The organism is Peribacillus sp. NJ11, assembly GCF_030348405.1.
Classification (GTDB): domain Bacteria; phylum Bacillota; class Bacilli; order Bacillales; family DSM-1321; genus Peribacillus.
On the sequence record NZ_JAUCFO010000001.1, the window covers coordinates 2,248,581 to 2,274,689 of the forward strand.

Below are 26,109 nucleotides of genomic sequence, written 5' to 3' on the forward strand. Positions count from 1 at the left end.
TCTTAGTAAAAACTATTTTGTCCAAGTAAATCACCACGCTAATAAAAAAAGAAAATGCCAATTTAATAGACATTTTCTTTTTTTGATTTATTTTGTAAAAATTAGGGTTAACATTGAATTATTGGTTATTCGTTAGTTGACCCTGTTCCTGAATACTATCTTCTATCACAGCTGTATTTGGCCCTTTAATGTTAAGTGAAAAACTTGGGGCAAAGGTAGATTTATGGTCTTTAAAATAACCTCTATTTGTCATGTAACTTGTAATAACTACATTATCGCTTTCCGGTTGTGGGATAGCATAGTGAGCGTATGTCCAAGTAATATCATAAGGATTAAGATCTTGATGTAAGACAATTCCGGTTTTATTTAACGGTTTGTATGGGCCAGTTAAAGAATTTGCCACGTAGCCTAACATGTAAATATCTTTATCATCAATTCCATCAATGGTCATTTTTGATCCTCTTGTACTTGTGAATAAATACCATTTTCCGTCCTTTTTAAATATGTTAGGACGTTCAATTTCATCTGTTACTGTATTCGAAACAATCAAGGGTTTCATTTCGTTTTTTAATGTATAATCATCGTTTATTTCAATGATGCCAATTGCACCATTTGCTAATTCAGCTAAACCTTTTTTAGAGCTTTGCAGAAGTTTATCCTTTTCAGCTTGGAAGAATTTATTGCTGTTGCCATAGTAAGCACTGTTGTAAAGGGATTCTTCTCCTTGGTAACCATATTCAGTCCCAGTATTCGCTTCAAAAACAAGGTATTTACGACCCTTATCTTCAATATAGTGAGGATCTCTTAATGTATGATTATCACTAAAATTTTCATCAGCGAAAGCTTTATCATGTGATTGATAAAACTTGCTGTCTCCGCCTTCATAGATGGATTTGTAATCTTCTACGCCATCCACTTGCAATGTACCAGCACCTGACTCAGATAAGTTTACTTGAGCTGTTGTTAATGTTTGTTTACCGTATTGCTTGGAATCTGGTGAAAACTGTCCGCGATTTGTATAGAATAAGCGAACTTCTCCTTCAGACGTGAAGGTTGCAGAACCGGACCACTCTTCTGATTGATTTTTTAAATAAGGATCATTTGGAACATTTTTATCATTATCATCAAATACTCTGCCAGCATTTTTCCAAGCATCAATGGATGTTTCTCCAACTTTTTTGTAGAACAAGTAAATGAACGTGTCACTACCATTTTCAGGGTCTCCAGCCAATCCGAATACGATATGATAGCCCTTATATTCTGCCACTGTACCATCAGCGTTTTGTAATGGCCAGGTATCCCATACATCCATATCAATTAAATTTCCTGATTTGTCATACTTTTTTGCGGAGGGAATGTTTTTTATTGTTGATTCGTCAAACTTGGGAACTGTAAACTTTGCATCGCCTTGTTGATTAATCATTTTTTGCATGTCGTAACGAGTGATTTGTGAAGTGCCATACTTTTCATTGTGATCTAATGGGTCTTTTGCCGCCGCGAAAGTTTCTGAGCGACTGCCTCCTAATAAGATAACTGTACTAAGTGTTATTACTGTTGCTTGTTTGGCAAGTCTGTTAAGGTTCATATGCCTTCCTCCTAGAATGTTTATTAGTATATAAAAATAAAGTCTAGTGGAACGATTACTTTTTGGGAGTAACAGTCCCGCCTGTTTGAAGTACTAATAAAATTATAGGTTAGTCTTAATTCTATGGATATGTCATATATTGATTAGAATTTAGTCTTATATTGATATCATAGTTTTCGCCGTACAAAAAAATGCCCCAACAAAGGAGGCAAGAAGTGTACAGAAGTCCTATTTTATTCGTTGGAAGCCCTTTCCCATGACCTCTGAAACTCGTGCAGTAATTGATCACGACTTAGCTTGTTTCCTACATATAGTTGCATGGCAGCCCCGAATTCTTCTCTTATTCCGACAGGGAAATCATACCAGTTTGAGTATAATGTTTTTCCTTCTTTATAATACTGAATTGTTTCATCAGCAAGAGGTCCTAAATTGTCAGCTTCAATGTTAGTGAAAGCAGGTATGAATTTAAAGCGTTCTGTCAAAAACATTTTGCCTTGTTCGGAAGAAACCATCCAATTTAAAAATCTCTTCGCTTCTTTCTTCTTTTCTGGTGTGGTTTGTTTGTTTACAACCCAATAATTCGGTACGCCGACCATCAAGGCTTCCTTCTTAGGTTGATCATTTATTGGTATTGGCATAAATCCGATGTTCATATTCGGGGATTGTTGATCGATCATCGGCTGTATCCAGTTTCCTTGTTGGATAATCGCTGCATTTTCTGAAGTGAATAGATTCACTTCCATGTTGTAATCGGTTGTTAGCGGGTTATTGTTTCCATACTTTAATGTTACATCCAACAAATTGATTAGATCATTGAATTTTTGATTATTATATATTTTTTCAGTTCCATCATTTAGGCCTTTTATAAAAGCCGGTGGATCTTCTTGCTCTGTAAAACCGACATTCATTAAGTGGTCACCCAATTTCCACTCTTCATAATATCCAGTTGCAAAAGGAGTAACCCCTGCTTTTTGCAATTTTTCAGCCACTGCTATTAATTCAGTCAGCGTTTTGGGTAATTCATCGATTCCTTCCTTATTAAATATATCCTTATTATAGATAAATCCGTACCCTTCCAGATTAACCGGCATCCCATGAATTTTCCTATCGAATTTCATAGGGGTTAACGCATCTTCATATGCATGTTCAACCCAGGGTTGGTCAGAAAGATCCTCTAAATATTCACTCCACTGTTTGGCATTTTCGTATCCGCTGTTTGTGAAAATATCAGGACCATTGCCAGTGGCCATTTTTGCTTTCAAATCAGCAAGGTTATCCATAGCCCCGCCAACCGTGTGAACCTTTATATCTACATTTGGATTTTCTTTTTCATAAGCAATCACCATTTGTTCGAACTGCGTAGAAATTTCAACTTTCGGATTCCTTACATTCAAAGTGATTTTTCGCTCTGAAATTTCCGGTTTTTTTGTTCCGCTCTCGGTCTTTGTTTGACATGCACAAAGTGATAGGCTCAATATTCCGATTAAAAATATGTTTAGTATCTCTTTTTTCATCATGTCACCCCTGCAATTTTCTAATTAAGGTGAATTATTTACTTCTGATCTGCATTCTTTTCACCGTTTCGGTACTCGAATGGTGTCATGCCAACCACTTTTTTGAATAGTTTTGAAAAGTATTTCTCATCCTGATAGCCGAGCATTAAAGAGATGGAGTAAATACTTTTTTCGGTTTCTCTTAACCAGCGTTTTGCTTGGTCAGTTCTTAGTTTAGTGACGTATTTGGACAGGAGCATTCCGGTTTTTTGTTTGAACTTTCTTGAGATATGTTCGCGACTTAAGAAGAATACATTCGATAGTTTTTCTAAACTCAATTCTTCCATGTAATATTTTTCAACATATGAAACTATGTCCTCTATGCGACGTGCAACATCCAAGTCATCCAAACGGTGGATGGATCTGAAGTTTTGATTTTTCATTGCTTTTTGTAATGACTTAAAGGAATTGTGTATATCCCCTAATGATTCCAAGGGCTTGCCACAAACAAGGCGAACAGGAATATCAAATTGATGACTGATCCACTCTTCAACGGATAACCAATGGTCAGGTATGGTGATCACTAGACAAAGATTATGATCATTCTGAAGCGCAAATACATTTCCGATTTTCCGCTCAACAAGTTCGTCAGCGAGTAACTGGATGTAGGGGGCAGGATGGTGCATTTGATAAAAGGAAATTAATGTAAGGGTGTATCCGTCTGCTTTTGGAAGATATGACTCAATATCGTTTTTGTCGAAGTGTTCCCCCATACAAGCGGCAGTAACTAATTGATTACTCCGAAACCTTTTAACATCTTCATATACACCGGTATCTTCATTAGCACGAACTTCCTCTTCATTCGCCCATGATTTAACGGCTTCTTCCAGTGTTTTGTTAAATGCATCAGCTTCAATCGGTTTCAACAAATAATCGAAGCTGCTAAACTGAATTGCTTTACGCATAAATGAATAGTCGTCAAAACCCGAAATTAAAATCACTTTACCAGGATAAGAAATGGAATCTAGCCACTCGATTAGTTCCATACCGCTCATTCCAGGCATTTTCACGTCTGTAAAGATGATTTCCGGACTTTCCTTCTCTATCATTCTTTTTGCATCATCGCCATTACTTGCTTCTAATAGTTGGGTGATACCGAATTTTTCCCACTGCCCCAAATGGCGTATTACGTCACGTACATTGAACTCATCATCGACAATTAAAGTTTTCACAGATTTCATCTCCTTATATGAATGAGTTAAAGTGTCCGTTTTTGAATAGCTACGAAGCAATCTATTCATTAGCAAGCGGAAATTCTAGTGGAATCACTATTTTAACGGAAAATCCTTGTCCTTGATACGTATCCACTTCCAGGCCTGCTTTTGATCCATAATTTAGAACTAAACGATCATAAATATTTTTCAGACCGATATGATTATGTGAATATGTGCTTTCATGTGGGGACGCGTATATATTTTCCCGTAATATTTGAAGCTCCGCCTGAGTCAAACTAGGACCCGAATTTTCAACGATGAGGTGTAAAAATTCTCCTTGTATTTCTCCATGAATAGTTAAATGAGCATGATAGAAACCTTCTTCATAACTGTGTTTAAAAAAGTTTTCAACGAGGGGCTGAAGAATCATACTTGGAATCGTCATATCAAGAATCGTCTCGCTTATTTTAATAGAATAGTTCACATTGTCTCCAAAACGCTCCATTTGAAGGTTTAGGTATGCTTCTATATAATTCATTTCATCTCGAACCAACACCCATTGGTTTGCCTTAATGGAGTAGCGCATCATTTTAGATAGTGACGTCAATAAATGGTAAACTCTTGGAGAATTAGATCTTAGGGCAACTGCACCAATAGATTGTAACGAATTAAATAAGAAATGCGGATTAACCTGTGATTTTAATGCTCTGAATTGGTTTTTTCTATTTTCTATTTCGAGTTTATATTCTCTTTCAATGTGTAGATTGATTCGGTTCATCATATCCTTCATATGTTTTTCCAGCTCACCAATTTCGTCTTTTCTTCCATCATCAAAGGGGACATCCATATTTCCACCTTTTATTGTTCTCACTTTCTTGCTAAGAAGTTTAATGGGACGAGTGATTCTGTATGAAATAATACCAATCATTAATAGCCCTAACAAGCCGACTATTAGTCCAACGATTATATTTGTATAGGCAGTCTTCCGGACATCATCGAATAATACATGATTAGGGGTTATCTTAACTAATTTCCAATGATTTAGTGTTCCTGATAATGTTTTGGTTAAGATAATATCTTCACCCGTAATCTGCTTTTTAAATTCAGGAGTAACGGATTTTCCTATAAGGGACCGATCATTTGCATACATGACATTGTTATGTGAATCCATAAGTATTACAGATTCTTCATCCTTTTGAACAAGGCTGTTACATATACGGGCATAGGCATCCAAATCTATATCAATTGTAATTATTCCGAGATATTCGTTTGAAGGCACATCGACTATTTTATGGTGAAAAGTCATCACCATTGTGTCGTCCGATTGGGGAATGATCGCTGTGTCATTGTAATTTTGAATTTGATGTGGCGGCTCAATCATGTAATTGGAGTCAGAGCTATAAAATTGTTTTATCGGTTCCTCATTTAATAAATCGGGTTGAGGTTTCCGGGCGCTGACCGTCGCATTATAAACTGTAAACGATTCTTTATCCTTATCAATATAAAACCGTACTTGACGGATTTCGTTTCGCATCAGATAAAAGGTTTCTATGCTTTTTTCCATCGCAATCGGGTTAAAATATATCGAGTCTTCAAAACCATTCTTGAAAATCCGGAATAAATCGGGATTTCGATATAATAGATAGGGAAGGTTAATCATGTCATCAAAGTATTGCTCCAGTTCTTCAGCGTTATTCTGAAGTTGTTCTTGGCTATTTTCAAGCTCATGTCTCTCCACACTATTTTTTGTATAGCTGTAAATCAGAAACACTGATAGAAAATACGGTAAGATGATAAAAAGAAGTAACATTAACAATAAGCGACTTTGAATGGTTTTCACAGAAGGTGCCCCTTTCGCTAAAGGCCCATTATTTATTTCATGCAGAGTTTATATAAACGTTACAAACAAATAATCCTTAGCTCCATTTTATTATGATGCAGTTTTTTTGCTTTATTTAGTCAGTCTTGAATACTATTTTAAAACTATATCAAATAAACACGTATCGTCAACAAGGCATAAACACGTGATGCGCATTAAGAACATGGAACAAAAAACTATTCGATATAAAAAAACGGGAAATTCATAATTTCTCATTTTTCAAAAATGGAAGAAGGAAGAGTATAAATGATTACGACTATAGGAGCTTGTCTAGAGGAGTTTTGAATGTGTGTGCTGACAAATCAGGTGAAGTTTCATAAACTAAAAACGCATGCCCGAATTAAGAGCATGCGTGAACTATTATTCTTTTATGATATCCAACTCTTTCAGGGTATCCAGTGTAATCGTTTTGGCTTTACTTCCGCTGCCATCCAAGTTGGTGGCGAAGGCCCATTTACCTTTGTCCGTTTCGATGTAACCCACATACCAGCCCAATCCCATATCGGAAAGGCGTGTACCGGTTTTTCCATGGAGGACATATGAGTCTGCTTCTTCATTGATCATGATTCTCTTAACGGTTCTCATATGCTGCTTATCGATAGGCAGTTTTTCCTCTACAAGGTTTTCGATGAACTGGACTTGTTCCCGGGCAGAAATCTTTATGCTGCTGTCCAGCCAGAACTGATCGATCCCACCGGAGATATCATGATTGCCGTAATCGATTAGTTTCACATATTGCTGCATGTTTTCCGCCCCGATATCGCGGGCCATTGCTTGATAATACCAGATCACAGAATGCCTCATGGCTGAAGCCAGCGTATGGTCCCTGTTCCAATCTTCAAATTCCCGGATTACGCCATCCCAGCGCTTCACTTCATATTCATCGCTCACCGCTTTTGTCTGTAAGCCGATTAATGCATTCGCCACTTTGAATGTCGATTCTGGAGTGTAGCGTACTTTACTTCGCTGTTTGTTATAGATAAATACTTTATCATTTTTTAAGTTTTGGAGAACCATCGTACCTTCCGCACCATCGAAAGACTCCCCGATATCCATTTCTTTCACCTTTTGATCGTTTGCACTTGCATGAATCGAGCCCATGGAACCAGTGACTAGCAGGACAAGAATGAAACATAACGCTTTGATTTTCATTACACACTCTCCTTTAAGGCATGGATTGATCGATCATCAGAAATACAGAGTAATTCCCAAAAAATAGGTTGATAGCTAAAGTATACCTATTCCCGGTAAAAAACGAAACCTTATTCTTGGATTCTATCTAGATGTATCAATCAAGGAGGAATGCAGCGGGTAGCTAATGAATATATAGAGCAAACGATAGAATGGATTCAATGGGAGGAATCTATCATGAAGGTTAACCAAGGAAAAATAAATAGTAATGAAAAAGAAATTACATACACGCATATTGAAAATGGAAGCCCAGCCGTTTGTTTTATGTTTTCTGGTGCGGGTTACACGTATGAGAAGCCGCTATTTTATTATTCGACAATGATCATGCTTCAAACTCAGTATGATGTCGTGCATGTTCATTACTCTTACGACCAGGATATATTCAAGCATCCGTTGGTAGATATTACAAAAGTGATAGTTAATGATATTAATCCCGTCATAACTGAAGTTCTTCAAAATCATGAATATCAAGAAACTGTATTTTTGGGCAAATCACTTGGTACCATACCAATCATCAACGGAATTATGAAAAGTGAGCAGTTTATGAATTCCAAGATGATTTTGCTTACGCCACTATTGAAGTTCGATTCGATTTTTGAAGGGTTATTAAGCAGCCACCATTCAGTACATATAATAATAGGAGAAAAAGATCATCATTATATTCCAGGTAAAATTCAAATGATTGAAACAAAAACGAATATAAGTATGGATAAAGTCCCCTATGCTAATCATTCTTTGAATAGTGAACCTTTGAATACTTCAAGGTCGATTACCATGCTAGAAGGTGTAATGAAAAGAATGGAAGAGTTCTTAAAAAATGACTCTCTTAATATAGGTTAGCGAGCTAACGGGTGCTCGGGGAGGGAAATGTTATAATAAGTGTATTGTAGTTTGGATTGATGGAAGGAGAAATCATGGAAGGAACCAATACATTTCATTCAATTGATGAATACATTATACAATTTCCCGAAGAAGTTCAGGAGATATTAAAAACGTTAAGAAAAGTCATAAAGGATGCAGCACCGGCTGCAGAAGAAAAGATCAGTTATCAAATGCCCACTTTTGTTTTAAACGGAAATCTGGTGCATTTCGCTGCCTATAAAAAACATATTGGATTCTATCCAACTCCAAACGCGATCTCTGCTTTTGAACATGCTTTATCTGAATACAAATGTTCAAAAGGGGCCGTTCAGTTTCCACTTAACAAACCAATTCCTTATGAAATAATAACCAAGATGGTTACATTTAGAGTGGAAGAGAATAAGAAGAAAGCAGAAGGCAAATTGAAAAAGAAAAAATAATTTCGACTATTATCAGAATTTACAAAACACTAAATGTAAGCTGTAAGAAGCTTAAAATCAACTGGAAAGAGAAAGGAAGGAATAATATGTTTAAAAAATTATTCGGTAACAAAGAAAAAGTGGAACAACTGCTTGCTCCTATAAATGGACAAGTAATAAATATTGAAGATGTTCCGGATCCGGTATTTTCCGGTAAGATGATGGGGGACGGAATAGCGATTCTTCCTGAGGAGGGGCTGGTTGTTTCTCCTATTGATGCAGAAGTGATCCAGGTTTTTCATACTAAACATGCTTTGGGCCTTCGCACGAAGCATGGCATTGAATTGTTAATTCATATTGGATTAGAAACAGTGAACCTGAAAGGCGAGGGATTCGAAGTCCATGTCACAGAAGGGCAAAGGGTAAAAGCAGGGGACAAGCTTGTTACATTTGATATTGAATTTCTAAAATCCAAAGCTCCAAGCATCGTAACTCCGATTGTTGTCACGAATGGCGACCTGGTTGAAAAAATAGAAAAAACAGATAGTACACAAGCAAATATTAAGGAAACACAGATTATGAGTGTTTATTTGAAGTGAAATAGAACGTCAAGTGCCTTCTATATTAGAAACTTCTAAACAAGAAAAACAGTCCTTGCTGGCGAATGCTGGCAAGGATGTTTTTACTATAAACCCATCACATACAGCTGCAAGACTTCAGCTTCACTTAGCACAGTGAACTATTCCAAGTGCACATACCCCAAATCACTACTAAAAGATTTAAGATCGTTAATTAACTGGTTAATATTTTGGCTTGGACCGCTATCATATAGAGCATTTCTAAATTTTAAGAACTTAGTCCCCTTTTCTATTAAACTATTCAATAGCACATTTTCAGGGAATCTTAGTGTGGATATCTTAGGCATATCATTCCATTCCTTGCTAGCGAAACCATGGTTCCATGTAAATGATATATAGGGATTTTTTTTCATTAGCCTTTTCATTTGCCAATCCATAGAGCGTTCTGAATAGTCGCAGCTGCCAATACCGGTATTTAAACAATCATACATTGCCTGTAAAATTGAAAGCCAAATACCATCAACATCATCCCAATCATAAAAGCTCGAGAGAAATTGATCTTGATAAGATATAATGACTGTGCCGTATAAGGAAGTTCCTTTTGAAGTAAATAACTTTTGATTTCCCAGTTGCTTGGCGCTTGAGTGATGGATTGGGATAAAATCTCCGTTAGCTAATAAATGTTTATTAATAATTGCATCATAACTATTTTTTGATATATATGTTTGAATGGTAACCATCTATGAACCACCTATCCCATAAGGTAATGTTGTCGTTTCCCATCTGTTTTTGACCTGTGCTAGATTTGTAAAACGTGGATTGCTCTACTTGCATAATAGGTGGTGCTTCGAGCGTTTGTTTAGCTATCGGAGAACGAAATGATTGGGCTGAATCCTGGTAAAATAACTGAAAGCAAAACCAGTAAAGAAAATGTTCCGGATACTTTATGTTTTAATACTATTTTTCATAAGCTTACCTCCTTGAAATAATTATTTAATTTTAGTAAAACATGGAATTATAAAGTTATTATTTCAAAAAAGAAAAGATGTGTTTTAGTTATGAAACCCAAATTGAACATCTGGTATACGAATGCAAAAGGGCGGCAGTCTGCTAATTTTTATGCGCAAATGCTACCACCATCCAATGTTGAAGCAACAAGGGAAGAGGCAAATACTCCTTGAAAATTTCATAAGGTAAACTCTCAGGTTGTTTTAAAATTGAATTATCCTGTTTAATATTTGAAATTCACTTTTAAGTAGGTGAATTATGGATGTTCCCAGTGGCTAAGGTTGTATCTGTTCAATTTGAATGCAATGACTGCTGCAAGCAGGAAAATCGAAAAGTGCAGCGAATAGTAGGTGAATGAACATAAAATAAATCAAGCGAGGGTGAATTTGATGGGAGTTCAAGCAGAAAAGATCTTTGTAAACTTGCCTGTTAAAGATTTGGATGCCTCAATGGAATTTTTCACAAAGGTCGGCTTTGAATTTAACGAGCAAATGACCAATGAAAATGCAACGTGCATGGTTATCAGTGAGTCTATATATGTCATGTTATTGGTGGAAGATTACTTTAAAACGTTTACCAAGAAGGATATCCCGGATCCAGCAACAACTACGGAAGCCATCGTGGCCCTATCGGTTAAAAGTAAGGAAGAAGTGGATGAGGTCGTGAATAGGGCACTGGATGCCGGCGGAAAGCCTTTTAATGAAGCAATTGATCATGGTTTCATGTACGGTTGGAGCTTTAAGGATATCGACGGTCATTCTTGGGAAGTGTTTTACATGGACGAAAGCGGATTTAATCAAAATTAAATCAAATGAAAGACACAATCCTTCACTTAGGATTGTGTCTTTTTTTGAAGTTCGGTGCCGTAGGTTTATTCATAACAATACCGGGCTAATATCCTTCCATTCATAAACCAATAGATTTATTTCAGCGCCAGCGATTTTGATTTTTTCGGTTTTAAGCAATTCAGCACCAAATGCCTCATAGAAGTATCGAGATTTATTATCTTCAAGCACCTCAACGAGAATGGTCTTGAATCCAAGTTCTTCAAATTTAAAAAATAACTCTTTGATAAGTTTCTTTCCTATTCCCATTCTTTGAAAATTTTCGAGGATATAAATTGCAGTTAAATCACCCGAATCCTCAGCCTTATTCGTTTCCCTTTTCCCTCCACTTATAAATCCTACTATTTTTCCCTCGTTATTCTCTGCTACATAAATATGATTCCCTTCACTGGATATATTCTTTATCCATAAATCTTTCCTTTTCTCATAAGACAGATTATCTAGAAAATCACTTGGCATTATATTTTCATAAGTGGTTCTCCAGCAATCCACATGGACTATTGCAATACCTTCAGCATCAGCAAGCGTTGCCTCTCTTACTAACATATTAATTCCCCCTAATTATCTTTTAGTTTGCTATACTTTCTATATTTTACTAATATTATCCATTTTACAACAAAGCTGTCCGAGATAGTCCAAGAATATCAACAGCCACTTTCGACAGTGCCTTTTTCCAACGATTAATTTCGTCGATATATTCCTAATTTCGGAGATAAAACGATAGAATTCGTCGATATATTCCTAATTTCGGAGATAAAACGATAGAATTCGTCGATATATCTAATTTCGGAGATAAAACGATAGAATTCGTCGATATATTCCTAATTTCGGGAGATAAAACGATAGAATTCGTCGATATATTTCTGGTGAGTTGTGACTTCTGCAAAAAAAGAGATAAATCTTTAAAATGATATTGAAGATTGCTGAATAATTTGATAAAATAAAATAAATGAAAAGACTATGTGCAACTGGCGAAACACGGATAACCGTGAGGGAACACATAGTGTCGTAGCCGTTCGCCTGGGCAGAGGTAAGGGATTTTATCCCTTGCCTCTTTCTGTGTATTTACAGAGGATAGTAAAGGTTTAGAGAATGCAGATTTTCATGGTTTCAAAATTTTGTCATTATTTTGAAACTTCAAAACTATCATAACCAAAAAGGAGCAAACAAAATGAGCACAGTACTTTTAGAAAAAGTCAAAACGATCAAAGCGTTAAATAATATTGCCGAAAGCGGGTTAAATGTATTCAACAAAGGCGATTTTAAAGTCGACAATGACAGTGAAAACCCTGATGCAATCGTACTTCGCAGCTTTAACATGCATACTATGGAATTCGGCGATCAGTTAAAAGCAATCGCAAGGGCAGGTGCAGGAGTCAATAATATTCCGGTCGACAAATGCACAGAGCAAGGAATCGTTGTTTTCAATACACCTGGAGCTAACGCAAACGCTGTAAAAGAAATGGTGCTAACGTCATTAATGGCTTCATCTCGTAACCTGTTTGCCGGTGTGGCCTGGACAAAGACGCTGGAAGGCGAAGGAGAACAAATTCCAAAGCTTGTAGAAGCAGGAAAGAAACAATTCGTTGGTAAAGAAATCAAGGGAAAAACTCTTGGCGTAATCGGTTTAGGAGCGATCGGTGCACTTGTAGCGAATGATGCCCTGGATTTGGACATGGATGTCATTGGGTTTGACCCGTTCATCTCTGTTGATACAGCTTGGAACTTGTCCCGCAATGTACAACGCGCCATGACAATTGAACAATTGTTTGCAGAATCTGATTACATTACAGTACACGTTCCATTAACTGATGACACTAAAGGAATGTTTAACCAAGAAACATTTGGCATCATGAAGCCTGGTGTACATATCTTGAACTTCTCACGCGGCGAGCTAGTGAATGAAGCGGATATGGAAGCGGCACTTGAAAGCGGAAAAGTAGGCAGGTTCATTACAGACTTCCCGAATGAAAACGTGTTGAAAATGAATAATGTCATTCCAATTCCGCATCTTGGTGCCTCTACACTAGAATCAGAGGAAAACTGTGCCATCATGGCAGCTCGTCAGTTGAAGACCTTTTTAGAAACAGGGAACATCAAGAACTCTGTGAATTTCCCGAATACTGACATTCCTTATACAGGAAATCGTCGTGTGGCAACTTTCCACGAAAACGTTCCTAACATGGTTGGGCAAATCACACTGGCTGTATCTGGCTTTAATTTGAACATCGCTGACATGGTTAACAGAAGCCGTGGGGGATATGCGTATACGATCATCGACATTGACGGTGAAGTAAACGGCGATATCATTCCTGGTTTGGAAGCAAAAATCAAACAAATCGAAGGTATCGTCACAACTCGTATTATCTAATTGGTACCGGAAGATAGATGATAAATAGTGAAAGCCTCAATTCCTTTAAGGAGTTGGGGCTTTTTTTAGGCTTTGTTAATGTTTTTGAACAAAAAAAGCCACTTATTGTGGTGATATCATATTAAACTGACTCACGTGTTGAGAACCTAGGGATTACAACGAACTCAGCCTGGCACGGGTTATGCCAAGCAGCTCGATACAGTCAGTTGAAGTCAAAACTTCTTCCATCACGAATTGCTTAAGATCGAACTTCTCCAAGATTAAAAATCTGTCATGGTTTCACTTCCGTTTCTTCTTCATAATGTACAAACAACATCAAGTAGATTGCGAATAGAAGATGCAAATAAAGTGGAATATTCTTATCGTTTTGAATGACAACAAATATGAAAATTCCATATAGCAAAATTGGAATGGTTAAAAGGATTCTGAGCTTAGTCACATGTCATCCTCCCATTTATCCTCAAATATTAATACATCAAGCATTTGAGCCACTTGAAAATCCTTTTCTGCAATTGCTTTTATTAAACTTGTACAATTATTTTCCCTAAGAACATCTGCTAATAATTGTAAATCCATTGTCATTACAGTTGGTTTCATAGTTTTACCCTCCTAATTTACCAAATATTCTGTCAGTTCCGTTATTACAATAGTATGAAGTACAGAGAAAATGCTGTCAATCAATATTCCATCTGTACTCATTTTGAGTTAATGGATTCAAAAGTTATCTACCAAAATCACTATCTCATATATTAATCTGCTTAGTTAGATAGTCACTGGTGTGTCTCCTTGCTTCCGTTCACTTCAGCGCATCGCCTTTTCCGTTTGGGAAAGGGTTTATTTTTTGCCTTCTTTTGTAGGCATCAGGATTACATCAAAATGTAATATCATGATGGGAAACATTTGAAAAGATGACGTATCAGAAAATAATCCCTAAATTCTCAACCAACCTGTCAGTTCAATAAGGCTTTTGGTAATTTGCTATAGTAAAGAATCGTCCCTAGGAAATACAGAGACGATTCACACCCTTTCTACACAGAAAGGATTACCCTATATTGTTCTTCCCCAAAAATTCTGATACTGATGAAGGATATTCGATGTTAAAAAAGCTCCAACAGGAGGTAATTGCTCGGTATAGGTATTACCACTAACAGGAAATTCATTCAGAGCTATATCAGTAGTGGCAATCCATGATCCAGACTCACCTGCTTGTAAAGAGGGAGGCTTCATAAGAAAACGTCCGCGTAAAATAAAATGTCGAACTCTAATCTGGAAATCATCAATAATGGTTAAGTTGCCAGAGAATGTGGCATAAGGTGAATCGAATGTGAGTTGTTTGGTGCTTTCATTCCAAAAGCCACTAATCGGAATAGGTGTACCACGAAAATTAGCCGTACCACTTACTCTATTATCTGTAATGGAGTTAATGTTAAGTGTTCCCCAAATAATCGTTCTGCCAGCTATTGAAGAGTGGATACCCCATACAGATGGGAATGGAAAGCTAACCGAAGCAGTTCCCTGTGAAGTTACCAATGCTATGCCCTCCCTTAAAGTTTGTTTATGTTCTGAGGAAGCTCCCTTGTTTATAGGAACAATCCAGTATATGCGGCACGAGCAGAATAATCCAATAAATAAAGGTGAAGCATTACATACCCTGCCTGTAAATACATTCTCTCCGAACCACCGTGGTAAACAAATATCCATAAAAAATCCGGTCTTCAAATGAAAACCGGATTTCAAATAAATTTATTAATGATGATGTTCATGACTTTCTTCTTGTTTTTGGCTCCCTTTTTGCAAGAATTTCAATTCACTTTCAGACAGTTTTCCTACGATAAACTGTTTTTGAGGCATAATGATTGAACCATCGTTACTAGCATGTACTTTTATATAGTATAGGCCATCACTATCAAAGTTTTTACGTAAAGTATAAGTACCGTTTCCCTCTTCCTCAGCTTGTTCCATACTATATTTGAGAGAGCCATCTTGTTTCCATATCTGAAAATGAACATAATCTGCGTTTTCAACCTTTTTACCACCTTGAGTAAGAACAGCCTTTATCGTCTCCTGTGTATTAGCTGAAAAGGATGCTGGTATAATTATTTCAGCTTCAAGTGGTGTTTCTTCTTTGTATAGATTAGTGACATCCTTTTCAAGTGAACACGCACTTAACAATAGGCTGAAAATAAAGATTAAAGAAATACATATATTTTTTTTCACGGCAAAAGCCACCCTTTACATTTCCGAATTATGCATTCAAAAACTTCTTAACTGCAGATATTCGTTTAATAATTAACCAGTCAATTAGCCAAACAACAATAAGAGACAAACCAACCAAAGGAAACAAAATTCCTAGACCTATTAACAGAAATAGAAAGAATCTCATGTTCTTTATAGGAGGAGCTTTTGGTGCACCTAATCCTTTTTTCGGCTTTCGCTTCCACCATAAATAAAAACCACTAAATGCAACAAGGATAATTCCTAAACAAATAAGAAGGCTGATTATTTGATTAATCAAACCAAATTGAGTCCCTTTATGCAAGGTAATCCCCCAAGCAACTATTTTTCCTATTAAACCGTAATGATCATAACGATAATCAGCTAGAACCGCACCGGAATATTGGTCAATATGAATAGTTGCTTCATCTTGTGCTTTCGGTGGAAAAGCTGACAATGTATAAACGCCATCCGTTTCTTTTGGAATATTAATGCTATAACTTGGATGCATACCCTCACGATTCGCTATCGTGACTACATCATCAATGGACAGTGGGATAAAACCTTGAATATCTGAGATAGGTACATCTAAATTTTCTGCTGCCCAAGGAACATCTGCAATGTCTTTTGTTTTAATTAAGGATGTTGGAGCACTTCCTGTCCATATGGAAGGAGGATACCCAGATCCGGAATTGGTAGCTAACGATTGAAAATTACTTCCCCAAAAACCTGACCAAGGCAAACCTGTCATAATTAAAAATAACATTCCTGCTGATATCCAAAATGCAGGTACTGCATGTAAATCTCTTCTGAAAGTATTTTTCCCTTTATTTATTCTTGGAAAAAGAACACCAGAAAGACTTAGCTTATTTTTGGGATACCATAAATAAAGACCAGAGACAATTAACATAACTGCCCAACACGCAGCTAACTCTACAATTCTATCTCCCAAGGTGCCAGCCATTAGTTCACCGTGAATTTCCTCGATTTTATCCATAATTCTGTCTTCATCATTTAACTCTCCAATAGATTTACCTGTATAGGGGTCTATAAAAATGGTAAGAGACTCATTATTAGAAGTAATGCTCACTTCGCTTGAACGGGAGGCATTTTCACCGGGATGATATTTTGTCACCACTGCATCTTGGTATAGCTTCTTCACTTTCTCAATCTGCTGGGATGCTGGTAATTTATCTCCTTGCGGTGTTACCTCTTGGTAGTCTTGATAAAGCGCTTGTTCAATCTGTGGCTTAAATAAATAGATTGAGCCAGTAACTGCCAGAATGATAAGTAAGGGTGCAAAAATAATTCCAGCGTAAAAATGCCATCTCCATACAGTACTATACAGAGCGGCGTTTGGTTGTTTAGTTTCCATTTATACAGGACCTCCAAGTAGAACTATTAAATTCACCTATATAGATGATAAAAGAAAATTGTGAGAAAAATATGAAATTTATTTAAAAAAAGGAAGTTTGAATTTGTTAAAGATGAGATGGTCATTCCAAATAAGAAGAACAATTGGAACAAAGGAGCGAACATATTGAGTAAGAGTTTGCGATTGTAGAGTAGGAAGGAATGGAGGGAAATGGGGTAAGTGCGGCGAAAGTAATCTATAGAATGTCTTGAAGATAGGAAGAGCAGCGAGACCACAATGTGAACGGATCAGAGATAAACTGCTAAGGAACATGAAGAAAAACGCATGAAGGGAAGCAGCACTGAAACTGCAATAGATCGTAAAAAATCATGAAGGGGTGTCAAATATGCACAAAAGAGATTGTTCCAAATTGAAGTGTCAGTGTTTCATTGTACCTAACTATATTCTTGAGAATTTGGCACAAAATGAAGTGGAAGAAGCACGGATCAGTTTAGCGAAAAGCCGTCAAATGCGCAGGCGCAGAATTTTGAAAGAATATGATATTGACGGGGTTGTTGCTTTAACTGATGCAGGATCTGGGCGTCATGGTGAATCTGCCCGCCATGTTTATGATTGTAAAGGAGGAACCAAACTCCGGGAGAATGAGGCTAGGAAAGAAGGAGATCGATCAAGTGCAGACTCGGTAGTTAACGCTGCATACGATTATAGCGGAGTTGTGCGTGATTATTTCAAGGATGTCTTGCACCGTAATTCAATTGATAACCAAGGCCTTGATATCATTCTGAACGTTCATTATGGGAATAAATTCACGAATGCCTATTGGGATGGGGATGAAATGGTATTTGGTGACGGCGACGGGGTCATCTTTAGCAATTTTGCCAATTCACTCGATGTAATCGGACACGAACTGACACATGGGGTTACGCAGTTCACAAGTGGATTGGAGTATGAAGGTCAGTCGGGGGCTTTGAATGAACATCTTTCGGATGTGTATGGAGTTGCCATAAAACAATTTCATTTAAAGCAAACAGCAGGTGATGCCGATTGGCTAATCGGTGCTGATATAATGGGACCAACACTGAAAGGACAGGCCCTACGTTCGATGAAAGCACCAGGTACTGCATTTGACAATAAGTTGATGGGTAAAGATATTCAGCCAGATCACATGAGGAATTTCTATAAAGGAGAGCGGGATAATCATGGTGTCCATATCAATAGCGGCATACCGAACAAGGCCTTTTATCTAGTATCCATGGAGATTGGAACGGACAGAGCGGCTTTGATCTGGTTCAATGCAATGCAGAATTTATTTGCAACGGCAAACTTCAATCAATTTGTACAAATAGTCATCAAGGCAGCACAAAAACTTGTTGATAGCGGAGAAGTTACCAAAACAGCCATAGAGACAATCGAAAATGCTTTTAAAGCGGTTGGACTGCCTGAGTAGTCATATTCCATGAATAGGAGGCTTCATCTACAATGCATATCAAATTTAGCTGCATGGGGGGAATGGCCAACCTCGACTTGAACTTTCAGATAGATACAGATGAATTGCCGAAGGAGAAAAATGAGGAATTACAGAACTTAATGAAGACAGCGGACCTTCCTAATGCTCAACTAAATAAAATGGCTGGAGCTAAAGCTCAAGGGTTCGACTCGTTTTCATACCAGCTGGATATAGCTGATGAAAAGAAGGAACAGTCTTTCTCATTTACTGACACAACAGCTCCAGAGGAAGTTCGGCCCTTATTGGATTACTTACGTAATTTGGCCATTGAAATAAAGATGGCAGAATGAAATGAAGGTAATGAAAGAAGGTCTATCTATTCAGATAGACCTTTTTTTACGTGGTTTTAAAACTTCACAAAAATGTCATTTCATTTCACTTTTTACATAGATTTTGGCAGTTAGTTCTCTAAATGGACACAGATTAACAAGAAAAGGTCGATCTAGAGCAGAAAGTTTGAAAAGGAAATTGGAAAGTATGGCCGTTTGATGGCAACTTGTAAAGAGTTAGCTATCAAACAGGTAATGGAGTCACAAAAGGGAATGAATTTTGCTAGAGGTAAAATCAGAGCGATTTTACAAAAAATGCATAAAATAGGATAATGGTCGCAGAGAGGTGAAGTGAATGACATCTCAGGAAATGAAAGTGACGATAGCCGGAAATAAAAACCCCTAGGTGAGTACGTCCGGTCAGACAATCACCTAAGAGCTTGCGAGCAGGAGTATACCTGCCTCTATATCCAGTATACTCCAAGAAAGTGAATAGTAAATGGGGAGTGAATGGAATGATGATCCGAAAAAATTATTTAATGAATATTGAAACGGTGGGAATGATGGAGCGTTTTGATTCAAATGGTGCCGAGATGACCATGGTAGTGGAAGGAGAAAACACATTCCATGTTGCACAACCGCGCCAGGAAATCCTGAATAACACGCTAAACCACTATGGATTGGACCTTGACGGCGGGCTTGCAGCAGCAAAATCCGTGCTTGGCGGAAAATACAGGCTGCCCGTCTGCATAAACGCCCAGCTTGGAATGGTCTGGTTCTCCTCCCGCTCTTTCCGGAAAAGAGGAGGGGTCTGGTTTTCCTACATCCACGTTCGTGATTTAGAGGAAATGAACGAAAAAGAAACAATGGTCCACACAAACTATGGACATTGCCTTCCTGTATCCTTAAGCAAAAATCAGCTCGCCTTCAAAAGGGACCAAGCATCCTATCTGCATACGACCTTCCATGAACGCTCATTAGGAAAAAAAACCTTTTATTACGAGCCGGGAAGCGGAATCACCTTTTGCAAAGAACCTGGTGAGGTCCATTACAGGGTGAAAGGCAAGGAAATCTAGCCAAGGAAAATGTAAAGACAGACCACCTGAATTAGCCATGAAAAACAACTTAAAAGAGCATGATTTCATTTGAAATCTTGCTCCTTGTTATTATTGATTGGAAACGTGACAGCAATCCAATGTAATAAAATTCACGTCAAACATCTCACTCTAGGTACTGTTATTTGTTATTTTGCGATAACGTCGTTTTATAAATTTTCCATTTTCACAAAGAAAGATTTGCTTGTTTAAGAGAATGTAAAACGAAAAAAGTCTGACTCCATTAAATATTGGGAGTCAGGTTTTTTTACTTTGTAAAAGAGTAATTGGTTTCTAAGAGAAAGAATGGTTGAAGAAAAGAATATTCAAGGATTTTTGAGGCTGCCCGTCTGAAATATAACGTCCTGATTTATCAACTAATTAGAAAGGTCATAAGGCTTTTAATGGTTTTATTTTTAAAGAATATTCTAAAATTTATTATTGACTTACATTTTAATTTGTCTTACAATTGCGTTGGTAATAGTCGAAACATTCAATTAAATGGAAGGGGAGCTTTTTTAAGGAGCTGATTCACTTCAACATGAAGCATGACAACATCCTGAGTGTAAACTCTATGTAAATTTCGAAATCATATTTTCAGAAAGTTTTGTCATATTTTCAATATCTGTATGTCTTGAGTAAGCAATTTATTTTTTACTCAGGGAAATGAAAGCGAATACATACTCTTTGGGATGGAGTTGAAAAACTTGAAAAATCAATCTAATCTTGCTGAATCTACTGTAATGGCTCCTGAGGTCGAAAGTAGGAAACAAAATTTTTTCACGAAGTTTAAAACAGCTTATGGTCCAGGAATACTTGCCGTATTAACGTGGCTTGGAGCTGGTGATCTGGTGACTTCTTCTGTTGCCGGGGCAGATTATGGATATAGTTTAATGTGGATTTTAGCTTTATCATTAATCCTTCGTTTTCTTATCGTTAATATCATTGCTCGGTTCCAGCTTTGTAACACAGAGGGGTTAACCATTCTTGAAGGATATGGACGTATTCATCCATTTTTCGGTTACTTCATGTTTGGTTATGCATTAATAATGGGTCATCTTTTTAATGCATATATGATTAAGGGTGCGGGAGAGGTATTATCGACCCTATTCCATGTTAATCAGCCATTCTTGGCTTCAATGGTAGTTGTAGCATTAGTTTTCATGCTTATTGGCAGAAATATTTATAATAGAATTGAAAGTGTAATGAAAGTGCTTTTGGCATTATTGACGATTGCCTTCTTGTACCTGGCCATTTCAGCAACACCGGATGTGGGGCAAATCATTAAAGGGACGGTCGGTTTTAGCATTCCAAGTGATACTGGCGTTCATGGAGCATTATTGGTGGCGATTTCAATTATAGGTGCAGTGGCAGGATCCATTTCGAACTTTGTTCATCCATATTTCATGAGAGAAAAGGGTTGGACGAAACCGAGTCACGTCAAGGTTCAAAGAAATGATTTACTGTTTGCCATCGGAGTTTGCATTGTGATCAATTTGGCCATTTGGGTTGTAGGTGCAGAAATTTTAAAACCAAATGGAATTCATGTGGAAACGATTGATGATTTGGCAATGGCATTACAAATGTCTTTAGGGCAATTTGGCTGGTACATTTTTTATCTTGGTGTATTTGGCGTATTGTTTGCGAGTATAGTAGGGAAGTCAACTGGTTTTCCAAGATTGATTGTAGACGCCTTTTACGTAATTAATAAGGACCGACGCGAAAAGTACAATGGAAAATATGAAAAAGATCCAATGTATAAATGGATTACGATTTTTGTTTTAGTTACTCCAATCATTTGGTCCATTCCTGGCATGCCTGGTTTTATTGCATTGACAATTGGTGTAAATGCAATAAACATAATCGGTTTCCCTATTATCGCAATAGGAATGCTTGTACTATCAAATCGAAAAAGCTTGATGGGTAAATATAAAAATAATTGGTTCGAAAATATTGTTCTGACCCTAGCCTCCGTTTTAGCGGTCTGGTCAGCAGTCCAATTGGCTCTTACCTTTATTTGAAATAATGGTAGATTATAGTTAGGGGATTTGTCTGCTTGGGTAATGAACATCAAACTTTATTCGAAGTGAGGGATCAATGATGAAACCGAGAGTAATCATTTATAAGAAAGTGGATCAAGAAGTGTTGGATTATATTCAAAAGACATGTGATGTCGTATATTTTGAGGGTCTTGACTCACAAAATCAACCTGAATTCCTTCAAGAGTTGAAGACAGCACAAGGGATATTAGGTTCAGGATTAAAAGTGGATAAAAGTTTACTGGATCAGGCACCGCAATTAAAAATCGTCTGTAATTCGTCGGTTGGTTACGACAATCTGGATGTAACAGAGCTGTCCAATCGGGGAATTATGGCTACGAATACTCCTGAGGTATTAAATGAGACAGTCGCCGATACGATTATGGGCTTGATGTTATCCACAGCGAGAAGAATGCCAGAGTTGGATCAATTGGTGAAGTCAGGGCAATGGACATCGAATATCGGGGAAAAATGGTTTGGGGTGGATGTCCATCATAAAGTATTAGGAATCATCGGTATGGGAGGAATAGGATCTGCCGTTTCAAAACGGGCTCATTTTGGGTTTGGCATGAACATTTTATATCACAACAGATCCAGAAATGAGGAAGCGGAACAAAAGTATGGGGCTACATACTGTTCAATGGAAGATCTGTTAAAGCAGTCTGATTTTGTCTGCTTGATGACACCGCTTACTCCCCAAACTGAAAATATGATGGGGGAAAAAGAATTCAAGCTCATGAAGGAGTCCGCCATCTTCATCAATTGTTCAAGAGGGAAAACAGTGGATGAAGAAGCATTGATCCATGCGCTAACAACCGGTGAAATTCACGCGGCAGGACTTGATGTCTTTGTACAAGAGCCCGTCATGGAAGACAATCCATTGCTTTCCATGAAGAATGTTGTCACTTTGCCTCATATCGGTTCCGCAACATATGAAACCCGCTTGAAAATGGCGATGCTGGCAGCAACCAACCTTGTCGCCGGATTACAGGGGGAAACTCCGCCTACCTTGATTAAAGCTGGTGTAAAGGTAAAGTAATTTATAATGGAATGAATTACGCTGGATAGTCCTTTATGGGGCTATCCAGTTTTTCAATTCCGGATTATTCAATATTTTTACTCATCCTGTAAAGCAAAAAAAGCCCTCTATAAAAGAGGGCTTCAGGGAGTTCGGATTTACTGTTTTATGAAATCCTCATTGGATTGCTGAAAACAACTGGGGTTATTCATCAACCACATCTGCCATTCCATCAAAATCGGAAATTACGATCTATCGAACAGCTCAGCCCCAGAAATACCTGGGTTTGTCATCTCGTAAGGATTTAAAATAAGATCAAGCTCTTCCTCTGTTAACACATCATACTGGAGGCATAGTTCACGTACTGATTTTCCTTTTAAAATGGCTTCCCGTGCGATACGGGCTGCCACTTCGTATCCAATATGCGGATTAACAGCCGTGATAATCCCTACGCTTTTTTCCACATTCTCTTTTAGACGGTCTTCGTTTGCTTCAATATCCACCAGACAGTAGTCTGTAAAGGCACGGAATGCATTGTTCATAATGCTGATGGATTGAAGCAAATTGAACACAAGCACAGGTTCCATCACGTTCAGTTCAAGCTGACCCGCTTCAGATGCCAGGCAAATGGTATGGTCATTGCCAATAACCTGGAACGCTACTTGATTGATCATTTCAGGCATGACCGGATTGACTTTTCCCGGCATGATGGATGAACCTGGCTGACGTGCCGGCAAGTTAATTTCCGCAAGGCCCGCACGGGGACCTGAGGCCATTAAACGTAGGTCGTTCGCTATTTTGGACATATTCATCATACATATTTTCAATGCAGCAGAGACTTCTGTATAAGCATCTGTATTTTGTGTCGCATCAACAAGATGCTCTGTCCCAACAAGCGGAAGCCCACTAATATCAGCCAAATGTTCAACCACACTTTCGATGTAGCGAGGGTCTGCATTTAATCCTGTTCCCACAGCTGTTGCGCCCATATTTATCTCATATAAATGCTGGCGTGAATGTTGAATGCGTTTAATATCACGCTCTATTACACGGCTATATGCTTCAAACTCTTGACCAAGACGGATAGGCACTGCATCTTGAAGATGTGTCCGTCCCATTTTAATCACATGGTCAAATTGTTGGGCCTTTTTCCTGAAGATAGTAAGCATATATTCCATCGTATTCAACAATTTTTCGAGTGAAATAAGAGTGGCGATATGAATCGAACTCGGGAACACATCATTTGTTGATTGTGACATGTTCACATGGCTATTTGGACTTAATTGAATATAGTCACCTTTCTCTTTTCCAAGCAATTCGAGTGCACGGTTAGCAATGACTTCGTTTGCGTTCATATTCATGGATGTACCTGCACCGCCCTGGATGGGATCCACGATAAAATGATTATGCCATTTGCCTTCGATTACTTCGTCTGCTGCCTGAATGATCATCTTACCAAGACCATCGTACAAACGTTTAGTATCCATATTTGCTAAAGCCGCTGCTTTTTTCACGATAGCCAACGCTTTAATCAATTCTTCATGAATGCGATAGCCTGTAATCGGAAAGTTTTCGACTGCACGCAATGTTTGGATACCATAGTATGCATGCACTGGTACTTGTTTTGATCCTAAGAAATCTTTCTCAATACGTACGTTATGATTTATATGGACTGTTGACATCGTGTTTCCCCCTTTATAGTTTATGCTACGTCTGATTGTTTAATAGAATCAACGTAATGGTCTGCTTTTTCCTGGTCAAATTCGCCTTCCCACTTCGACATGACAATCGCCGCCAATGAGTTCCCCACGACATTGACCGCTGATCTTCCCATATCCAAAATTCGGTCGATACCGGCAATGAACGCAACACCTTCCACCGGCAGTCCCATAGAACCAAGTGTTGTTAAAACAACAACAAATGACGCTCCCGGAACGCCAGCCATTCCTTTTGACGTTAACATCAGTACTAGTAACAAGGTAATCTGTTGTGTAATGGATAGATCAATACCATACATTTGTGCCACGAAAAGTGAAGCGAGTGCCTGATATATCGAAGAGCCGTCCAGATTAAACGTATAGCCTGTTGGAATAACAAAAGAAGTAATGGATTTCGGGCAGCCAAACTTCTCCATTTTGTCCATAAGCCTTGGTAATACCGACTCTGAACTTGCTGTTGTAAAGGCCAAAATCAGTTCATCCTTTAACACTTTCAGGATAACGAAAATGCTTGTCCCAGACATTTTCGCGATAATTCCAAGAATGACGAACACGAAGAATACCATCGTCACATAAACGGCAACGACTAGGTTCCCTAAAGGAATTAATGTTGCGATGCCAAATTTGGCAACGGTTACACCAATGAGTGCAAATACGCCAAAGGGGGCAAATTTCATGACTAGATTCGTCACCCAAAACATTACTTCCAACACACCTTCAAAGAATCCTAGAATAGGCTTTCCTTTTTCGCCTATCGCAGCCACGCCTAAGCCGAATAAAACAGAAAAGAAGATAATCGGTAATAAATCCGCTTGAGCCATTGATTCAAATACATTTTGAGGAACAATATGAGAAATTGTTTCTCCAAAGCCACTACTTCCAGCCGTTTTTGTTGTTTCTTCATATTTTGAAATATCACTTTTTTCAAGATTGCTTGTATCTAAACCAGCCCCCGGATGGAACAAGTTTGCCGCCAATAATCCAATGACAATGGCAATTGTGGTGACAATCTCAAAATATAGAAGAGTCTTCCCGCCTAATTTTCCTAGTTTTTTAATATCGCCGACTCCCGCAATGGAGACAACTAATGCAGCCATGACGATCGGGATGACAATCATTTTAATTAAATGAATGAAAATATCGCCGATAGGTACCATAATGGCCATGGCTGTTTCATTACCATGGAATAAAGCACCGACAACGATACCTAGTACAAGTGCAATAAAAATTTGAGTAGCTAAGCCAAACTTTTTCATTTAAATTCCTCCTATGATAGTTGTATTATTGATAACGCTTTCAATTTTTAGATTATTTTAAGTTTATGATCATCCTACTGGAACCTACTGAAACCTACTGATACTTACAAGGGCCAGAAAAAATAATAATTTCAGTCAAAACCCTTCTCTCCTTTTTACCATTTCATGTGTTATG

Annotated in this window: 24 protein-coding genes and 1 riboswitch; of the genes, 10 read left to right on the forward strand and 14 right to left on the reverse strand. The window is 37.8% G+C overall.

Annotated features, from left to right (window positions below; genetic code table 11):
- Positions 1-118: 118 nt before the first annotated feature.
- From QUF86_RS11155 to blaOXA, 5 genes are all read right to left on the reverse strand, one after another.
- On the reverse strand, positions 119-1,585 hold the full coding sequence (locus tag QUF86_RS11155) for a glycoside hydrolase family 68 protein (RefSeq protein WP_289334362.1): 1,467 nt from the start codon (positions 1,583-1,585) through the stop codon (positions 119-121).
- A 233-nt stretch (positions 1,586-1,818) separates the two neighbouring features.
- Positions 1,819-3,099 (reverse strand): ABC transporter substrate-binding protein, encoded by a 1,281-nt coding sequence (locus QUF86_RS11160; protein ID WP_289334363.1) that lies wholly within the window; start codon positions 3,097-3,099, stop codon positions 1,819-1,821.
- A 38-nt stretch (positions 3,100-3,137) separates the two neighbouring features.
- The gene (locus tag QUF86_RS11165) at positions 3,138-4,310 is read right to left on the reverse strand and encodes a response regulator (protein ID WP_289334364.1); all 1,173 of its coding nucleotides are present in this window, start codon (positions 4,308-4,310) and stop codon (positions 3,138-3,140) included.
- 61 nt (positions 4,311-4,371) lie between these two features.
- Positions 4,372-6,132, reverse strand: coding sequence for a cache domain-containing sensor histidine kinase (locus tag QUF86_RS11170; RefSeq protein WP_289334365.1), 1,761 nt, complete (start codon positions 6,130-6,132; stop codon positions 4,372-4,374).
- A gap of 399 nt (positions 6,133-6,531) precedes the next feature.
- Positions 6,532-7,323: a class D beta-lactamase gene (gene blaOXA, locus QUF86_RS11175; protein ID WP_289334366.1), complete on the reverse strand. Its 792-nt coding sequence runs from the start codon at positions 7,321-7,323 to the stop codon at positions 6,532-6,534.
- Positions 7,324-7,539: 216 nt separating this feature from the next.
- On the opposite strand from blaOXA, the gene QUF86_RS11180 reads away from it, so the two are divergent.
- From QUF86_RS11180 to QUF86_RS11190, 3 genes are all read left to right on the forward strand, one after another.
- The gene (locus QUF86_RS11180) at positions 7,540-8,202 is read left to right on the forward strand and encodes an alpha/beta hydrolase (RefSeq protein ID WP_289334367.1); all 663 of its coding nucleotides are present in this window, start codon (positions 7,540-7,542) and stop codon (positions 8,200-8,202) included.
- A 74-nt stretch (positions 8,203-8,276) separates the two neighbouring features.
- Positions 8,277-8,663 (forward strand): iron chaperone, encoded by a 387-nt coding sequence (locus QUF86_RS11185; RefSeq protein WP_289334368.1) that lies wholly within the window; start codon positions 8,277-8,279, stop codon positions 8,661-8,663.
- 86 nt (positions 8,664-8,749) lie between these two features.
- Positions 8,750-9,241, forward strand: a complete 492-nt coding sequence (locus tag QUF86_RS11190) for a PTS sugar transporter subunit IIA (RefSeq protein WP_289315037.1) — start codon at positions 8,750-8,752, stop codon at positions 9,239-9,241.
- A 140-nt stretch (positions 9,242-9,381) separates the two neighbouring features.
- Here QUF86_RS11190 and QUF86_RS11195 read toward each other — a convergent pair whose 3' ends face one another.
- Positions 9,382-9,960 (reverse strand): hypothetical protein, encoded by a 579-nt coding sequence (locus QUF86_RS11195; protein WP_289334369.1) that lies wholly within the window; start codon positions 9,958-9,960, stop codon positions 9,382-9,384.
- A 657-nt stretch (positions 9,961-10,617) separates the two neighbouring features.
- Between QUF86_RS11195 and QUF86_RS11200 the strand changes: the two genes are divergently transcribed.
- Positions 10,618-11,034, forward strand: a complete 417-nt coding sequence (locus QUF86_RS11200; protein ID WP_289334370.1) for a VOC family protein — start codon at positions 10,618-10,620, stop codon at positions 11,032-11,034.
- 69 nt (positions 11,035-11,103) lie between these two features.
- Here QUF86_RS11200 and QUF86_RS11205 read toward each other — a convergent pair whose 3' ends face one another.
- Positions 11,104-11,619, reverse strand: a complete 516-nt coding sequence (locus QUF86_RS11205) for a GNAT family N-acetyltransferase (RefSeq protein ID WP_289334371.1) — start codon at positions 11,617-11,619, stop codon at positions 11,104-11,106.
- Between the two features lie 408 nt (positions 11,620-12,027).
- Positions 12,028-12,106, forward strand: a riboswitch (ZMP/ZTP riboswitch).
- Between the two features lie 138 nt (positions 12,107-12,244).
- Between QUF86_RS11205 and QUF86_RS11210 the strand changes: the two genes are divergently transcribed.
- The gene (locus tag QUF86_RS11210; protein ID WP_289334372.1) at positions 12,245-13,444 is read left to right on the forward strand and encodes a phosphoglycerate dehydrogenase; all 1,200 of its coding nucleotides are present in this window, start codon (positions 12,245-12,247) and stop codon (positions 13,442-13,444) included.
- Between the two features lie 271 nt (positions 13,445-13,715).
- Here the strand turns inward: QUF86_RS11210 and QUF86_RS11215 are convergent, their stop codons facing one another.
- The 5 genes from QUF86_RS11215 to QUF86_RS11235 form a co-directional block, all read right to left on the reverse strand.
- A complete protein-coding gene (locus QUF86_RS11215; protein ID WP_289326327.1) occupies positions 13,716-13,883 on the reverse strand; it encodes a hypothetical protein in 168 nt (55 codons plus the stop codon).
- Positions 13,880-14,041 carry a hypothetical protein gene (locus tag QUF86_RS11220; RefSeq protein ID WP_289315043.1) on the reverse strand — a complete coding sequence of 54 codons (162 nt, stop codon included), beginning with the start codon at positions 14,039-14,041 and terminating at the stop codon, positions 13,880-13,882. The genes QUF86_RS11215 and QUF86_RS11220 overlap by 4 nt, the downstream gene beginning before the upstream one ends.
- A gap of 450 nt (positions 14,042-14,491) precedes the next feature.
- A complete protein-coding gene (locus tag QUF86_RS11225; protein ID WP_289334373.1) occupies positions 14,492-14,974 on the reverse strand; it encodes a hypothetical protein in 483 nt (160 codons plus the stop codon).
- A 216-nt stretch (positions 14,975-15,190) separates the two neighbouring features.
- Complete coding sequence (locus QUF86_RS11230) at positions 15,191-15,661, reverse strand: FixH family protein (protein WP_289334374.1); 471 nt, start codon at positions 15,659-15,661, stop codon at positions 15,191-15,193.
- A 28-nt stretch (positions 15,662-15,689) separates the two neighbouring features.
- Complete coding sequence (locus QUF86_RS11235) at positions 15,690-17,033, reverse strand: PepSY-associated TM helix domain-containing protein (RefSeq protein ID WP_289334375.1); 1,344 nt, start codon at positions 17,031-17,033, stop codon at positions 15,690-15,692.
- Positions 17,034-17,418: 385 nt separating this feature from the next.
- Here QUF86_RS11235 and QUF86_RS11240 point away from each other — a divergent pair, with 385 nt between their 5' ends.
- From QUF86_RS11240 to QUF86_RS11260, 5 genes are all read left to right on the forward strand, one after another.
- Positions 17,419-18,480, forward strand: coding sequence for a M4 family metallopeptidase (locus QUF86_RS11240; RefSeq protein ID WP_289334376.1), 1,062 nt, complete (start codon positions 17,419-17,421; stop codon positions 18,478-18,480).
- A gap of 32 nt (positions 18,481-18,512) precedes the next feature.
- The gene (locus QUF86_RS11245; protein WP_289315048.1) at positions 18,513-18,830 is read left to right on the forward strand and encodes a protealysin inhibitor emfourin; all 318 of its coding nucleotides are present in this window, start codon (positions 18,513-18,515) and stop codon (positions 18,828-18,830) included.
- A 494-nt stretch (positions 18,831-19,324) separates the two neighbouring features.
- A complete protein-coding gene (locus QUF86_RS11250) occupies positions 19,325-19,885 on the forward strand; it encodes a competence protein ComK (protein WP_289315049.1) in 561 nt (186 codons plus the stop codon).
- Between the two features lie 725 nt (positions 19,886-20,610).
- Complete coding sequence (locus tag QUF86_RS11255) at positions 20,611-21,924, forward strand: Nramp family divalent metal transporter (RefSeq protein ID WP_289315051.1); 1,314 nt, start codon at positions 20,611-20,613, stop codon at positions 21,922-21,924.
- A gap of 79 nt (positions 21,925-22,003) precedes the next feature.
- Positions 22,004-22,981, forward strand: coding sequence for a 2-hydroxyacid dehydrogenase (locus QUF86_RS11260; RefSeq protein ID WP_289315052.1), 978 nt, complete (start codon positions 22,004-22,006; stop codon positions 22,979-22,981).
- 224 nt (positions 22,982-23,205) lie between these two features.
- Here the strand turns inward: QUF86_RS11260 and aspA are convergent, their stop codons facing one another.
- Positions 23,206-24,642: an aspartate ammonia-lyase gene (aspA, locus tag QUF86_RS11265; RefSeq protein ID WP_289334377.1), complete on the reverse strand. Its 1,437-nt coding sequence runs from the start codon at positions 24,640-24,642 to the stop codon at positions 23,206-23,208.
- A 20-nt stretch (positions 24,643-24,662) separates the two neighbouring features.
- A complete protein-coding gene (locus QUF86_RS11270; protein ID WP_289315054.1) occupies positions 24,663-25,934 on the reverse strand; it encodes a cation:dicarboxylate symporter family transporter in 1,272 nt (423 codons plus the stop codon).
- Between the last annotated feature and the right edge of the window lie 175 nt (positions 25,935-26,109).